The organism is uncultured Candidatus Puniceispirillum sp., assembly GCF_963979125.1.
In the GTDB taxonomy this organism is placed as follows: domain Bacteria; phylum Pseudomonadota; class Alphaproteobacteria; order Puniceispirillales; family Puniceispirillaceae; genus Puniceispirillum.
This window is the reverse complement of sequence record NZ_CAXBVX010000046.1, coordinates 1-15198: the sequence shown is the minus strand read 5'-3', so window position 1 is coordinate 15198 and position 15198 is coordinate 1. Positions and strand designations below refer to the sequence as shown.

The 15198-nt window shown below is 49.0% G+C and carries 15 protein-coding genes; 4 read left to right on the top strand and 11 right to left on the bottom strand.

The genetic code is table 11. The features are described 5' to 3' along the window. The 3 genes from ABNT28_RS06205 to grxD form a co-directional block, all read left to right on the top strand. The coding region (locus ABNT28_RS06205; protein ID WP_348721202.1) for an AIR synthase-related protein at positions 1–650 on the top strand (650 nt) is incomplete at its 5' end. Between the two features lie 51 nt (positions 651–701). Beyond that, positions 702–941, top strand: a complete 240-nt coding sequence (locus ABNT28_RS06200) for a BolA family transcriptional regulator (protein ID WP_348721201.1) — start codon at positions 702–704, stop codon at positions 939–941. A 55-nt stretch (positions 942–996) separates the two neighbouring features. Beyond that, the gene (grxD, locus tag ABNT28_RS06195) at positions 997–1335 is read left to right on the top strand and encodes a Grx4 family monothiol glutaredoxin (protein WP_013045545.1); all 339 of its coding nucleotides are present in this window, start codon (positions 997–999) and stop codon (positions 1333–1335) included. Between the two features lie 17 nt (positions 1336–1352). Here the strand turns inward: grxD and ABNT28_RS06190 are convergent, their stop codons facing one another. The 11 genes from ABNT28_RS06190 to ABNT28_RS06140 all read right to left on the bottom strand — a co-directional run bounded on the left by ABNT28_RS06190 (position 1353) and on the right by ABNT28_RS06140 (position 14189). Further along, entirely contained in the window at positions 1353–1715 is a 363-nt protein-coding gene (locus ABNT28_RS06190) for an antibiotic biosynthesis monooxygenase (protein WP_348721200.1), read from the bottom strand. A 112-nt stretch (positions 1716–1827) separates the two neighbouring features. Continuing rightward, a complete protein-coding gene (gene rpsD / locus ABNT28_RS06185; RefSeq protein ID WP_348721199.1) occupies positions 1828–2454 on the bottom strand; it encodes a 30S ribosomal protein S4 in 627 nt (208 codons plus the stop codon). A 116-nt stretch (positions 2455–2570) separates the two neighbouring features. Beyond that, positions 2571–3338, bottom strand: a complete 768-nt coding sequence (locus ABNT28_RS06180) for an RNA methyltransferase (RefSeq protein WP_332923805.1) — start codon at positions 3336–3338, stop codon at positions 2571–2573. Positions 3339–3367: 29 nt separating this feature from the next. Continuing rightward, the gene (gene cimA, locus ABNT28_RS06175; RefSeq protein ID WP_348721203.1) at positions 3368–4984 is read right to left on the bottom strand and encodes a citramalate synthase; all 1617 of its coding nucleotides are present in this window, start codon (positions 4982–4984) and stop codon (positions 3368–3370) included. An 86-nt stretch (positions 4985–5070) separates the two neighbouring features. After that, positions 5071–6459 carry a cysteine--tRNA ligase gene (gene cysS, locus ABNT28_RS06170; RefSeq protein WP_332923804.1) on the bottom strand — a complete coding sequence of 463 codons (1389 nt, stop codon included), beginning with the start codon at positions 6457–6459 and terminating at the stop codon, positions 5071–5073. Beyond that, entirely contained in the window at positions 6456–7796 is a 1341-nt protein-coding gene (gltX, locus tag ABNT28_RS06165) for a glutamate--tRNA ligase (RefSeq protein WP_348721197.1), read from the bottom strand. Before gltX ends, cysS begins: the two co-directional genes overlap by 4 nt. Before the next feature lie 53 nt (positions 7797–7849). After that, a complete protein-coding gene (locus tag ABNT28_RS06160) occupies positions 7850–9535 on the bottom strand; it encodes an NAD+ synthase (protein ID WP_348721196.1) in 1686 nt (561 codons plus the stop codon). Between the two features lie 10 nt (positions 9536–9545). After that, positions 9546–10682, bottom strand: a complete 1137-nt coding sequence (locus ABNT28_RS06155; protein WP_332923801.1) for a nicotinate phosphoribosyltransferase — start codon at positions 10680–10682, stop codon at positions 9546–9548. A gap of 38 nt (positions 10683–10720) precedes the next feature. After that, positions 10721–12100, bottom strand: coding sequence for a 3-deoxy-7-phosphoheptulonate synthase class II (locus ABNT28_RS06150; protein WP_332923800.1), 1380 nt, complete (start codon positions 12098–12100; stop codon positions 10721–10723). Positions 12101–12272: 172 nt separating this feature from the next. After that, a complete protein-coding gene (gene gor / locus ABNT28_RS06145) occupies positions 12273–13625 on the bottom strand; it encodes a glutathione-disulfide reductase (protein ID WP_332923799.1) in 1353 nt (450 codons plus the stop codon). A gap of 108 nt (positions 13626–13733) precedes the next feature. Continuing rightward, positions 13734–14189: a hypothetical protein gene (locus tag ABNT28_RS06140; RefSeq protein WP_332923798.1), complete on the bottom strand. Its 456-nt coding sequence runs from the start codon at positions 14187–14189 to the stop codon at positions 13734–13736. Positions 14190–14502: 313 nt separating this feature from the next. On the opposite strand from ABNT28_RS06140, the gene ABNT28_RS06135 reads away from it, so the two are divergent. Beyond that, the coding region (locus ABNT28_RS06135) for an AMP-binding protein (protein WP_348721194.1) at positions 14503–15198 on the top strand (696 nt) is incomplete at its 3' end.

The following is a 15198-nucleotide window of genomic DNA, read 5'->3' as shown; positions in this document are numbered from 1 at the left end:
CGCCTGTCGTATCGGGCAATGTATCGCTTTATAATGAAACTGATGGCGTGGCCATTCAACCTTGTCCTGTCATTGGAATGATTGGCGTGATTGATGATGTCGCTTTGGCGATTGGAAATCGTATTACTGCCGCCGATCAGGACATTGTTTTACTTGGACACACCAATATAGATGCCAATGGTGATGTTGATGGGTGGTTTGGCATGTCGCTTTATGCGCGTCATATCGCCAATCGCAAAGATGGCGCGCCGCCACCGGTAGATCTGGACGCCGAACGCAGTCATGGTGATTTTCTGCGAGCCCAGATCATAAAAGGTGCTGTTAGCGCGGCACATGACATAAGTGATGGTGGTCTAGCAGTTGCGCTTGTTGAAATGGCCATGAAGTCAACATTTGGTATTGACGTCGAGATGCCCGAAACAACCAATATCCACGGCTGGGCCTTTGGCGAGGATCAGGCGCGCTATCTTGTCGTGCTTCCTGATTCCGCCAGCTTTATCTCTGCCGCCGAGGCCGCTGGCGTTCCAGTCCAAAAAATCGGCACAACAAATACCTCAGGTGAATTGAAATTTGGTGCCGATGATGCCATATCTCAAGAAGAGCTAGAAAAAATATTTGAAGCAGTGATCCCCGATCTGATGCACATATAGCAATATCTGGGTTTTCATATGAATATGTGACGAATAGCAAAGGAATAGACCATGGCTATGCAAGCAAGTGAAATTGAAGCGCTTATCAAAGCCGCTTTCCCTGACGCTGTTATCACCATTGAAGATTTGCGCGGCGATGGCGACCATTACGCCTGTCAGGTTGTGTCCAGCGCGTTTGAAGGCAAAAACCGGGTACAACAACATCAAATGGTTTACAAGGCTTTGGGGGGGCGCATGGGCGGTGAATTACATGCGCTTGCTTTACAGACCTCGGCACCAACCAACGCGTAATTTTAAATTTACAGAATATAGGGCGAATACCGCCAGTCCAGTGAAGGAGTAGAACATGCTAGACGCAGCAACCAAGGAACGCATTGACGCCGACATCGCCAGCGAGGATGTTGTTTTGTTCATGAAAGGCACCCCTGTATTCCCGCAATGTGGATTTTCTGCCGCCGTTGTTGGCGTGCTAAGTCACCTTGGGGTGAAATTCCGTGGCATCAACGTACTTGAAGATGACGCAATCCGCGAAGGTATAAAAGCCTATTCAGATTGGCCAACTATTCCACAACTCTATGTGAAACGGGAATTTGTCGGTGGATGCGACATCATTCGGGAAATGTATGAAACAGGCGAACTTACCGAAATGCTTCAGACGCATGGTATTGACGCACATCCTGCCTAACCTGCGCGCCGCTATAGTTAAATAGCTGTATCAGCAAAAAACGCGTAATCGTCGGCAACTTCGGCTATACGAACCCTATACCATTGATAGAACTCTTGTCGCCCCATCTCCTGCGCGACAAGATGTTCGCTATTCTCGCGCCAGTTGCGTATCGAATCTCGATCACGCCAATATGAAACAGTGATTCCAAGCCCATCATCACCGCGCACAGACTCAACACCTAAAAACCCTGGTTGCTGTTGTGCAAGATGCATCATCCGGTCACTTGTGATCTCATATATATCATCACCGCTCAGGCTTCGTTGGGCTGTAAAGATCACCGCAAAATATGGCTTAGGCCAATCAATCTTTTTATTTTCAGTTACATCTTCATTTGTCATATATGTCACCATTCTCACATCTGGCTGACAAGATTACATAAAAAAAGGGTAGCCGTAAAATAGCTACCCTTTACTTAGTATTTTCAATGGCGACTATAATGCGCCAAATAATTTAGCGTGAGTAATACTCGACCACTAGATTAGGTTCCATTTGGACTGGATAAGGCACCTCATCCAACGTTGGAATACGAATGAATTTCGCAGAAAATTTGTCATGGTTTGCTTCGACATATTCTGGTACGTCGCGCTCGACTGATGCAATAGCGTCAAGCACTGCTGGAATTGTTTTCGTTTTTTCTTTCAGCGCAATTTCATCACCTGGCTTCAACATAACAGACGCAATGTTACAACGTTTGCCATTCAACATCACATGACCATGGTTGATAATCTGACGGGCGGCAAACACTGTTGGCACCATCTTTGAACGATACAGGATCGCATCAAGACGGCATTCCAGAATACCAATAAGATTCTGGCCGGTATCACCTTTACCACGGGCAGCTGCCTGATAATATTTCTTGAACTGCTTCTCACCGATATTGCCGTAATAGCCTTTCAGCTTTTGCTTGGCCATCAACTGCACACCAAAGTCAGTTGGCTTTTTACGGCGCTGACCATGCTGGCCGGGGCCATATTCACGAGCATTTACAGGAGATTTAGGACGACCCCACAGGTTAACACCTAGACGGCGGTCAATTTTATGTTTAGCGGAATGCCGCTTATGATCTGATTTTGCCATTTTTGGCTCCTTTGTTGCCCCGGTAGGGTCTTTCGACCGGCATCACACCCCGCTGGTGTAATCCACTTTCCCGAGAATGGCGCAAACTAGCCATTCACATAGATTTTGTCAACCATCTATCGATCACGCCGCTTACTGGTCAGAGCCTGAACAATACCATGCAAGGTGCTTATTTCCTGACGGCTTGGCGTGGCGCGGTTAATCAGGGCACGGATGTTGCGTTTTACGGCTGGCGCCATCTCGGCTGATGAGAAAAAACCACTCTCATCAAGCGCGCTTTCAAGCCGCTGAAAAAAATAATCGCGTTCCTTTACAGGTGCCGTCTCATCATCTGCATCCTCATCTCTTGATTGCCGTTGCGGCATGGTGCCTAGGTCAGATAATCCGGCTACCCGCCATTCCCATGCCAATAGCAATACCGCCTGTGCCAGATTCAATGAGGGATAATCTGGGTTTAATGCGGCTGAAACAGCAACATCGGCAAGCACCACTTCATTATTATCCAAACCTGATGCTTCGGGGCCAAACAGTAACGCAACCCGACCCTTTTTGGCCTTTTGAACCAACTCATCTACAATCTCGCGCGGCTCACTAGCACGGATGGGCATATCACGTTGGCGGGCAGTTGCCGCCACCATGAAAGAAATATCGTGCGCCGCATCAGCTAATGTATCAAAAACCTGCGCTGTCTCAATAATCGATTTCCCCCCTGCCGCCATGGGCAAGGCAACGGGATTAGGCCATCCATCACGTGGATTGACTATGCGCAGGTCACGCAAACCACAATTCATCATAGCACGCGCCGCCGCACCAATATTTTCAGCCATTTGTGGACGTGCCAAAATCACCACCGGGCAATTATCCATCGGTATCAGATCATTCATCATAAATTCCGTGTTTAAAGGTCAGGGGGTCACGCCACACCCTGAGGAGCTGGAACTTTATCATGCATCAATTTCCAGATCATACCATCACCAAGTGCCGCGACCGATGCATCGATTATATTCGTTGACAAGCCAACGGTACGCCATGTGGTACCATCTGGCACACGAAATTCGATCAACACGCGGGTCATCGCCCCAGCGCCAGACATATCATCATTGGCGTCCAGAATACGGACTTTATAATCCACAAGCTCGACATCAGCCAGTGTTGGATACGCCGAAACCAAGGCTTTGCGCATTGCTGTATCAACCGCATTTACCGGACCATTTCCTACAGCCGCTTCATGATGGCTATCTGCGCCCACCACAATTGTCGCTGTCGCTTCGGACTCAACAACCAGATCACCTTTAGCATTAAAGCGGCGTTCATCCATGACCCGAAAACGGCCAATTGAGAAATAATCACTTGGCTCACCTAACATCCGGCGTGCCAATAATTCAAAACTGGCTTCGGCAGAGTCAAATGCCCAGCCTTCATATTCTTTTTCTTTAACCACTGCGATCAAACGATCAAGACGTGGATCCTTGGCATCAACGTCAATCCCGAATTCCGCAAAACGCGCCAGCATATTTGACCGGCCCGCCTGATCGGACACCAGATAATGGCGTTCATTGCCAACTGACTCAGGCGCGACATGTTCATAGGTTCTAGGGTCTTTTTGCGCTGCTGATGCGTGCAAACCACCTTTATGCGCAAAGGCTGCTGCGCCAACATAGGGCGCATGCGCATTTGGCGCGCGGTTCAAACGCTCATCCAGCATCCGAGACAATGTCATTAATTTTGGTAACTTGTCTTTTGCAATACCTGTTTCAAATTCTGTTTTCAGCACCAAAGATGGTATCAATGAAATCAAGTCTGCATTGCCGCAACGTTCACCAAGTCCGTTGATTGTGCCCTGCACCTGACGCGCGCCTGCGCGGATTGCAGCTAGTGAATTTGCCACTGCAACACCCGCATCATTATGGCAATGGATACCCAGCGCAACATCAGGGCAAGCCTGTTTCACCGCACTGACAATCTCATACACATCATCAGGCAAGGTGCCACCATTAGTGTCACATAACACAACCCAGCTGGCACCACCTGCATGTGCCGCCTTTACACAATCAAGGGCAAAAGACGGGTTGGCTTTATAGCCATCAAAGAAATGCTCACAGTCAAACATTGCTTCTCGCCCGCGTTCCTTGGCGGCGGCAATCGACTGGCTAATCATGTCCAGATTTTCTTCAAATGTAATATTCAGCGCGGTTTTTACATGGAAATCCCATGTTTTACCAACCAAACAGGCGGCTGGTACATCAGCATCAAGAACCGCGTTCAAGCCAGGGTCATTGGCGGTGCTGCGACCACCACGTCGGGTCATGCCAAAGGCAACCATCTTGGCATTTTTGAGCTGCGGAGGGTTGGCAAAAAAGGCGTCATCAGTCGGATTTGCCCCTGGCCAGCCACCTTCGACATAGTCGATACCAATTTCGTCTAGCGCAGAGGCAATCGCAATTTTGTCTGCATGCGAAAAGTCAACGCCGCGTGTCTGCCCGCCATCGCGCAATGTCGTATCAAAAAGCCAAATTCTCTCGCCGCCCATGCTGGCATCTCCCTTTGGGTGATTGGATGACACACAATGGCGCATCACTACCCTGCTCAGTATCTAGCAAAAGCCTACCAAAATTGCTAGCCACGCCGCCAGATCGTTCCGTCTGCGCTATCTTCAAGATATATGCCATTTGCCGCTAATTCATCACGAATACGATCCGCTTCGGCAAAATCACGTCGATTTCGGGCGTCATTGCGTGCGTCTATTTTGGCATCGACATCCTCGTCTATGACTATCTCTACTGCGCCACCCGCGCCTGAAGCCACAACACCTCTGGCTTTCACGCCTTTGGCCCAGGCATCACCACTTTGTCCTAGCATTCCCATCACCGCCGCACTTGATTTCAGGGCAATGGCCGCCCTATCATCCCCTTTATTGGCAAGCCGTGCCAGCTCATGCAGACGTGCCATAGCGGCTGGCGTGTTCAGATCATCACATAGGCAGTTCAAAAACGCCGCATCAACCATTTCCGGGTCAGCCGCCACATCACCAATCGCACGATACAGACGGTCAAGGCTATTTCGTGCATCAGTTGCTGCACTATCAGAAAAATCTAGCGGTGCGCGATAATGCGCTGATAACAGGATATAACGCACAACCTCACCACGATGCGTGGCAACAGCATCAGCGACAGTCACAAAATGTCCAGTTGATTTGGACATCGTTTCACCTTCGACAGTGACAAAGCCGTTATGAAGCCAGTAATTGGCCATTTTATCGGTATTATGCGCACAGCAGGATTGCGCGATTTCGTTTTCATGATGCGGAAAAATCAGATCAAGGCCGCCAGCGTGAATGTCGAACACCGCACCAAGATGGACTTTTGACATTGCCGAACATTCGATATGCCAGCCCGGACGCCCCCGCCCCCACGGGCTATCCCAGCCAGGTTGCGCTTGCGTGCTTGGTTTCCACAGAACAAAATCAGCCGCATCACGTTTATAGGGTGCGATTTCAACACGGGCACCAGCGATCATATCATCCATACTTCGCCGCGACAGGCCACCATAGGAAGGCATTTGTTTCACGTGAAACATTACATGCCCCTCGGCTTCATAGGCAAAACCATTGGCAATAAGTGTCTCAATCATCGCCACCATATCATCAATATGTTCGGTCGCACGTGGCTCAATATCAGGGGTATCTGTCAGCAGACTTTCGGTATCTGCGTGAAAGGTCTTGATCGTTTCATCACATAATTTAGTGATGGTGATGTCGCGTTCATCCGCCCGTTTGATGATTTTATCATCAACATCGGTAATATTGCGGACATAGGTAACTGTGTCATATTGACGGCGCAACAACCGCACCAGCACGTCAAATACGACTATTGGTCGAGCATTACCCACATGAATACGATCATAGACTGTTGGGCCACAGGCATATATGCCGACATGTGCCGGATCAATCGGCTCGAAGGCATCCTTTTGCCGCGTCAGCGTGTTATAGAGCTTTAGGCCACTCACGCGCTATCCCCCTGCAATCGTGCGATGACGCGATCACGTCCCATAAAGGCCAGCAAAGGCGCAATTTCAGGACCTTTATCCTGCCCCGTCAATGCCAGCCGAAGTGGCATAAACAAACCCTTGCCCTTGACGCCTGTTTTGGCCGCGATTGACTTTGTCCAATCTGACCATATTTCAGCAGATAGATCACCATCTGGCAATAAACTAGCCGCCGCCGTGGTAACGTCAGGCGCGTCCATAATAGGCGTGATCGGCGCGGTACATATCTGCCACCAGTCAGCCGCCTCACTTACAATGCGGATATTGCCTCTGACGGTTTTCCAGAAATCTGCACCACCGCCTACACCTAGAGCATCTAATTTGCCGACGACAACATCAAAATCCAACTCCTGTACAATACGCGCATTGACGGCATCAAGCTCTGCTGGATCAAATTTGGCTGTTGCACGGCCAAAACGTGAGATGTCAAAACCGTCAATAATCACGGCCAGATCATTATGTGGCACAACTGGATCAGCCGTCCCGATACGCGCCAGCAAGCTGGCAATCGCCTCAGGTTCCAGCCCATTAGCGCGCAATTCACCAATGGACAGGCTTCCAATGCGCTTTGACAAGCCTTCACCATCGGCACCCGCCAGCAAGGCCATATGCCCCATGGATGGTGGTGTAGCGTCCAGAGCCTCAAACAGTTGAATTTGTGCTGTTGAATTGGTCACGTGATCTTCACCACGCAGGATATGTGTGATGCCATGATCAATATCATCAACAACCGATGCCAGCGTATAGATCACGCGGCCATCTTCGCGCATCAACACCGGATCAGACAGGCTAGACATATGATAGGCGACATCACCACGTACTTTGTCATGCCAGCTAACTTGGGAATCATTCAACAAAAACCGCCAATGCGGCTTGCGCCCATCAGCTTCAAGTTTGGCCTTTGCCTCGTCAGTCAGCTTTAGACCTGCCCGATCATAAACTGGTGGCCGGCCAGCACCAAGCTGGGCTTTTCGTTTGAGCGATAATTCTTCCGGTGTTTCATAACAGGCATAGGCACGCCCTTTGGCGACCAGATCGGCAAGCGCCTCATCATAGCGTGCAAGGCGGTTAGACTGACGATCCTCGGAATCCCAAGTCATCCCCATCCAGCTTAGATCGGCACGGATTGACTCTTCGAAAGCCACTGTTGATCTTTCTTCGTCAGTATCATCAATACGCAACATGAAATGCCCATCAAATTTGCGCGCAAACAGATAGTTGACCAAAGCTGTGCGTAAATTGCCAACATGCAAATTACCTGTCGGGCTTGGCGCAAAGCGAACCTTTATCGCACTCATTTTATCTCCTGATCACGCTAATGCGCTGACTTTTTTGTTTTAGAACCACATGCCTACTTGATAAACGTTTTTAGGGGGCTAAATCCAGATGTTAATGGTAAACGGCGATCCCGACCAAAGGCAATTGAAGTCATTTTTGGCCCAGGCGCTGACTGAAAGCGTTTGAATTCGGCACGAAACAATAGCTGGCTGGCATGATCAACTTCACGTCTGTCATAGCCCTGTGCAACGATAGCATCAATGTCAGCAGCATCTTCGGTCAGTGCCCGCATGATCGCATCAAGGCGTTCATAAGGCGGCAATGAGTCCGTATCTTTCTGATCCGGACGCAGTTCGGCAGATGGCGGCTTGTCGATAATGCGTATTGGAATGACTTCACCTTCGGGTCCCGCCGCCCCACGCGGCAAATGTGTATTACGCCAACGGCATAGATCAAAGACCTGTATTTTCCAGACATCCTTGATCGGCGCAAAGCCGCCACACATGTCACCATACAACGTTGAATAGCCAGCCGCATATTCAGACTTGTTTCCAGTTGCCATGACCATCGCGCCATTCTTATTTGAGATACCCATCAAAATAGTACCGCGTAAACGAGACTGAATATTTTCTTCGGCGATATCCGGATCCTTACCAGCAAATTGATCGGCCAGCATTTCGTCCATCGCCGCCATTGCTGGCGCTATCGAAATCGTATCAAGGCGCATACCAAAACGAGTTGCAAGGTCTGCTGCATCATCAAGGCTTTCATCACTGGTATAAGGTGACGGCATCATCACCGCATGCACGGCATCAGCACCAAGCGCATCGGCGGCAATAGCGGCAACCAACGCCGAGTCAATGCCACCCGACAAGCCAAGAACAACGCCAGGGAAGCCATTTTTCTGCACATAATCGCGAACACCAAGCATTAATCCGCGATAGATAGCGGCCAAGCCTTCATCAGGCGGTGTTATCTGACCTGTTAAAGACAATGCCCCAAAATCAGATTTGACCTGAACCTGAACCACAGCTTGCGAAAAGCTAGGCAAATGGGTGGCAAGATTTCCATCTGCATTAAGGGCGAATGATCCGCCATCAAATACCAATTCATCCTGACCACCGATCAAATTAACATATAGAAGTGGCAAGCCTGTTTCAATTGCCCGACTTACGGCATGCGCCATTCGCTGGTCATTTTTACGGCTGTCAAATGGCGACGCATTCAGTGATACGATCATGTCTGCACCAGATTCCTGCAGACATTCAACAACATCAGGCGTCCATATATCTTCGCAAATAGGCAAACCAAGCTTTAGGCCGCGCACCAGAACAGGCCCCGGCATCGCCCCCGCCGTAAAATTACGCTTATCGTCAAAAACACCATAATTAGGCAGATTCACCTTGTCACGACGCCCGATCACCTTGCCTTCATCAAGCACAAATACCGAATTATAAATAACAACATCATCGCCGCTATGTTCACGATAAGGAGCCCCAACAATGATTGCCGCGCCACCATCAGCCGTAACACTGGCAAGACGGATAATTCCTGCCTCAACCTCAGACATGAAATCACTGCGCAGAACAAGGTCATCGCATGGATAACCCGACAAAAACATTTCCGGCGTCAAAATGATATCCGCACCGCCCGCATTGGCTTTTTCACGGGCATCAATCAGGCATTCAACATTACCAGCTATATTGCCGAGGTGGGAATTCAACTGAGCAAGCGCAATCGAGATAGGTTTATCAATCATAATACTTTTTCTATTTACGAATTAGGAATTCCCGGCCGACTTTTACCCGCGCCTGTTTGTCATAGGCGATGATATCAGCCGTCGCATAGGTTTCAGACCATATTTGTGGCAAAAATGACCCTGTACCAATCAGATTAAGAGGTGCTTTTGCTAATGAGAACACGCGGCACTTATCTGGCCCAAAGCCGCTGGAACCAACAATCTTAACATGTTCAAATCCATGCGCATCAAGCGTTTCACGAAGATGCCAGACTGATGCTGCGCTAACGCCAGTTCCCATTAGATTCTTGAGTTCCGCATCACTGCGATACCCGCGAATAGCTTCAGGCACATTACGTTCAAGAACAGCATATGAGGTCTGCGTATCCAGCCCTTCAACATACCGGCCACCATGCGTATCAAGACGAATGGACAAGGCACCAGATTTTGCCATATCAGAAAAATACGTGGCAACCTCAAGCGCATCGGTAATTTCATTGCCAAAATAATCAACCAGAACCGTTAGCGGGGCGTCTGGAATTGTTTCATGAAATAATTGCGCTGCCCGCAAGGTTGACCCCGCATAGCCAATCAGCGCATGCGGCATCGTACCCATGCCTTTTTCGGCACCAAAGAAATGGGCTGTGGCATCTGCCGCACAACCAATAAAGCCAACTGCACCAGTTTTGGCCTTAGCCTTGGCCGAGCCAACAGAAGCACCATAAGCCATCAATTCGGCCATTTCCGACCCAGCGCAATGGCGCGCATCCATTGCCAGAAAGCTGACATGCGGAAGTTCAATACACATATTGTAGGCGTTATAGGCAGCAACACAGCTTGGTCCCAGACGTTGTAGAAAAATTGTTTCCAGATCAACCAGTGCCGAAAATGGCCCGCTGATATAGCAAATCGGTTCCCCCGCGCCAATCCATGCGCCTTCGGCATATAGCTTTTCGATATGAATCGTGACACCACGGTCTTCTGCCATCGCTTCAAGCCAGTCGAATGCCAGCTTGCCTGCCAATGTTACAGGTCTGCGCATAAATACCGCATAGGTCACATCACAATCACCATGCGCTTGCACGATATTGCGCGTATGCCTGAAATAGGTATCCGTCAAACTAGGTTGAACGTTTGGTTTTGGCCCAGTGCTGGCAAATTTTGACATTATGCCCCCGCTATCTGCAACGATGACGCGTGAAACATTTAAACGGCTTGCGACAATTCAGACTGTCCACCACGACGACGCTTCATTAAATCAGCAATTAGAAACGCAAGTTCCAATGCCTGCGCACCATTCAAACGTGGGTCACAATGCGTATGATAACGATCACCCAAACGAGCCTCGGTAACATCGACAACACCACCAACACATTCGGTCACATTCTGGCCAGTCATTTCAAAATGCACACCCCCAGGATATGTGCCGATTTCGTCATGCGCGTCAAAAAACCCACGCACTTCTGACATAACATCGTCAACGCGCCGTGTCTTGTAACCACTTGATGCCTTAATCGTGTTACCATGCATCGGGTCACAGCACCAAACGACATGCGCACCATGCTTTTGCACAGCTTTGAGCAATGGCGGCAAACCAGCGCGCACCTTGTCAGCGCCCATTCGGGCAATCAAAGTCAGGCGACCCGGGATATTATTAGGATTAAGCGTATCGATCAGGCGCAGTAATTCATCCGGATCAAGGCTTGGCCCACATTTCAAGCCGATTGGATTTGAAATGCCGCGCATATATTCAACATGCGCCCCATCAGGCTGGCGTGTACGGTCACCAATCCACAACATATGCGCTGATGTTGAATACCATCCCTGTTCTTCGGTGATGGTATCCCGACGCGTCATCGTCTCTTCATAATTAAGCAACAAGGCTTCATGGCTTGTATAAAGTTCGGTTTCGGCCAGTGGCCGTGCAGTCGCAGAGGTGATCCCACAGGCCTTCATAAAGGCAAGTGATTCCTCAATACGCTCAGCAAGAGCTTCAAATTTTGCCGTTTCCGGCGCATCCCGAAGAAAATCTGTGACCCAGCTATGTACTTTATTTAGGTCAGCAAGGCCGCCTTGTGCAAAAGCACGAAGCAGATTAAGCGTGGCGGCAGACTGTTCATAAACACGCAAAAGTCGTTTTGGATCAGGCACGCGTTCCTTTTCAGTAAAGCCCATAGCGTTAACCATATCACCGCGATAGCTTGGCAATTCAACACCATCAATAATTTCAGTTGAAGCCGATCTTGGCTTGGCAAATTGCCCCGCCATACGCCCAATTTTCACAACAGGCATTGACGCACCAAAGGTCAGAACCACCGCCATCTGGAGCAATACTTTAAAACTGTCACGAATATTATTGGCTGAAAATTCGGCAAAGCTTTCGGCGCAATCACCACCTTGTAGCAAAAAGGCACGCCCTTCGGCTACGTCGCCAAGCCGATCACGCAAACTTTGCGCCTCGCCAGCGAACACAAGTGGTGGCATGGCCGAGAGTTTTTTCTCAACCATCTGCACCTTATCGGCATCGGGATATTCAGGCACCTGCAAAATAGGGTGCGAGCGCCAGCTAGTTGGCTGCCATTCCATAATTTTTGATCCTCTTTTGCACTGCGAAATGTCGAAAGTGCATAATTCTTGTATGAACAAGCCCAATCATGCGTATTTACGCATAATATTCAAGCTTTTTCGCCATTTGGCGATGCCTGCATACCTAGTTTGTCCGTAAAGGCGCTATATAGCCATTAGCCATAAAATGAGCCTAATCACGCGGCGAACGCATAGTCACAAATTCTTCGGCGGCTGTTGGATGAATGCCAATGGTGGCGTCAAAATCGGCTTTTGTAGCTCCTGCCTTTACTGCAATCCCTATACCTTGCATGATTTCCCCGCAATCTGGCCCCATCATATGCGCGCCAACCACCTTGTCAGTTGTGTCATCGACGATGAGCTTCATATAGGTCTTTTCACCGCGTCCCGATATGGTGTTTTTCATAGCCCGGAACTGGCTTTCATAGACACGAATTTTATCAAATGTCTTGGCGGCGTCGGCTTCGGACAAACCGACAGTGGCGATAGGAGGTTGGCTAAAAACCGCCGAAGCGATGTTTTCATGACTGATGATGCGGGGGTTATTGCCGTATAATGTGTCGGCAAAGGCGTGGCCTTCGTTGATAGCAACAGGGGTCAAATTCACCCGATCCGTAACATCACCAACAGCATAGATGCTAGGGACCGACGTGCGGGAATACGCATCTACCAAAATTTCGCCATTTCGTCCCATATCGACGCCTATCTGATCCAGACCTAGATTGTCGGTATTGGGCTTGCGTCCGGTAGCCGCCATCACCTGATTGACATGCATTTTTGTGCCATCGCTGAGGGTCGCTATTTTCTTGGCCTTGTTATCTTCAAGCGCGTCAATGGTTGTACCTGGATGCAAAATGATGCCGCGATCCTGCATGGCCACAGCAATATGACGGCGAATATCATCATCAAACCCACGCAACGGCAAGTCACCTCGATACACAAGATGCGTTTTCGCGCCATAACCATTGAAAATGCCTGCAAATTCAAGCGCAATATAGCCACCGCCATAAATCAGAATTTCAGACGGAAAATTATCAAGATCGAGTGCTTCGTTAGAGGTTATCGCATGATCATACATGCCAGGCACATCGATCATCTGCGGGATGCCACCAACCGCAACCAGAATCGTTTGCGCCGTGATTTCATCACCATTAACCTCAATATTATGCGGGCCTGTCACCTTGGCAAAACCACGGATCAGCGTCGCACCAGCATTTTCCAGCAAGGACACATAAATCGACTCAAGCCGGTTCAGCTCGGTATTTTTCGCGGCTATCAGATGCCTCCAATCATGCGCAGGCTTGTCAACATGCCAGCCAAACCCGCGCGCATCTTCCACATCTGCGGAAAACATTGATCCATACATAAGTAGCTTTTTGGGAACGCAGCCACGGATAACACAGGTGCCGCCTGGCCGATCGCCTTCGATCACAGCGACCTTGGCGCCATGGCTAGCCGAAATTCTGGCGGCACGGACACCGCCTGAGCCAGCCCCGATCACCACCAAATCATACATATGTTCCATGTTGTCCCGCTTCTTGTCTGCGAAAGGAAATGACCTTAATCAAAGGCCACATATCAACAGAAGACATATGGATCAATAGGCAGAGATGCAATAGGCGATGACGCGCGGCTAGGCAAAATCAAGTTCGTTCATAACCGCGGTGAATTCGGTATCATCAATATAATCTAGCAAAACAACCGCCGCCATATTATGAAAATTATTAACCATTGTTGCCAATGATTCGCTGGTCGCATCGCTAAGATCGATAAAACGATAGACAGTGATTGAGGCTTCACCTGAGCAGATGCCAAACGGCGCGCTTCCTGTCGCTATTGTATCTTCAAGCAGTAACATGGTCAGGAAAGATGCTTTCAGCGGGCCGCTACCATCACGCGACACGCAACAATATAGCAAACCTTTATTTCCCGAATGCATAAGTTCGAGCTGGGTTATAAGGTTGCCCTTCTGCGCAGTCATCCAGCGGCTTTTGGCAACTTCGTGCATGGGCGTGGTCAAAGGGGCAAAGGCCCTATCGATCAGGGGGGCGACACGCTCTCTTATCTGTAGCTTGAGCTGCTGGTCCATTATTTTGCATACTCCCGATTTTACAAAACACCAGAATGAATATTGTTGGCACTCGTCATGCTTTAAACATTAACACAAATTAACTATTTGTTAACGTTTATACAAAACATATAATGTTGCCTATTGTCCAGAAGTCTTAACCTTCATGATAGATGCTGCCACAAACCAAAGCAAAGCATTGTTTTCTATAATAAAGAAAATATTTTTCTGTTTTCATCAAAGTAGAAAATTTATCGGAAGATTGCGCCTAATCACTAATATGATAGGTTGTTCGTGTATTATCAAAATCTGCAATATTTGATCAGGATACTTTATGACTGCCAATTTATTTTCATCGCATGATCGCCTTTTATGGACCCCTGATCAGAACAACCTAAAACATGCCGAGATCACCTACTTCACCGCATTTCTGACTGAACATGGCCATTATGACGGAGATGATGATTTTCAGAAATTATGGCAATGGTCAGTCGATAACAGCACACAATTCTGGTCGGCGCTGTGGGACTGGCATGGCGTCATAGGCGACAAAGGCGAACGCATACTTATCGATGCAGATCAGATGCCAGGCGCCAGATTCTTTCCAGATGCCAAAGTCAATTTTGCCGAAAATATGTTGCGTGACGCCGATGATGCGATTGCTATCAGCGCCTATGGTGAAGATGGCCGTCATCAAAGCCTGACCCGCAAGGAATTATATAACAATGCAATGGCATTGGCCGGATGGTTGCAACAGGCAGGCATTGTTAAAGGCGACCGTGTCGCTGCCTATGCTCCGAACGTACCTGAAACAATCATCATGATGCTGGCAACAGCGACGCTTGGTGCGGTTTTTTCCAGTTGCTCGCCTGATTTTGGACTCGATGGTGTCCGTGATCGCTTTGGCCAGATAGAGCCAAAAATTTTACTGGCCTGCGATGGGTATCATTATGCAAGCAAGGGAATTGATCGTTTGCCGGTGGTTGCGGATCTGGTTGCCGCGGTACCATCAATTCGTAAAATCCTGATT

What these genes read in the sequence shown, in the direction of transcription:
- ABNT28_RS06200 (WP_348721201.1), top strand. Translation starts at nt 702, where the DNA reads ATGGCTATGCAAGCAAGTGAAATTGAAGCGCTTATCAAAGCCGCTTTC.
- grxD (WP_013045545.1), top strand. Translation starts at nt 997, where the DNA reads ATGCTAGACGCAGCAACCAAGGAACGCATTGACGCCGACATCGCCAGC.
- ABNT28_RS06190 (WP_348721200.1), bottom strand. Translation starts at nt 1,715, where the DNA reads ATGACAAATGAAGATGTAACTGAAAATAAAAAGATTGATTGGCCTAAG.
- rpsD (WP_348721199.1), bottom strand. Translation starts at nt 2,454, where the DNA reads ATGGCAAAATCAGATCATAAGCGGCATTCCGCTAAACATAAAATTGAC.
- ABNT28_RS06180 (WP_332923805.1), bottom strand. Translation starts at nt 3,338, where the DNA reads ATGAATGATCTGATACCGATGGATAATTGCCCGGTGGTGATTTTGGCA.
- cimA (WP_348721203.1), bottom strand. Translation starts at nt 4,984, where the DNA reads ATGGGCGGCGAGAGAATTTGGCTTTTTGATACGACATTGCGCGATGGC.
- gltX (WP_348721197.1), bottom strand. Translation starts at nt 7,796, where the DNA reads ATGAGTGCGATAAAGGTTCGCTTTGCGCCAAGCCCGACAGGTAATTTG.
- ABNT28_RS06160 (WP_348721196.1), bottom strand. Translation starts at nt 9,535, where the DNA reads ATGATTGATAAACCTATCTCGATTGCGCTTGCTCAGTTGAATTCCCAC.
- ABNT28_RS06155 (WP_332923801.1), bottom strand. Translation starts at nt 10,682, where the DNA reads ATGTCAAAATTTGCCAGCACTGGGCCAAAACCAAACGTTCAACCTAGT.
- ABNT28_RS06150 (WP_332923800.1), bottom strand. Translation starts at nt 12,100, where the DNA reads ATGGAATGGCAGCCAACTAGCTGGCGCTCGCACCCTATTTTGCAGGTG.
- gor (WP_332923799.1), bottom strand. Translation starts at nt 13,625, where the DNA reads ATGGAACATATGTATGATTTGGTGGTGATCGGGGCTGGCTCAGGCGGT.
- ABNT28_RS06140 (WP_332923798.1), bottom strand. Translation starts at nt 14,189, where the DNA reads ATGGACCAGCAGCTCAAGCTACAGATAAGAGAGCGTGTCGCCCCCCTG.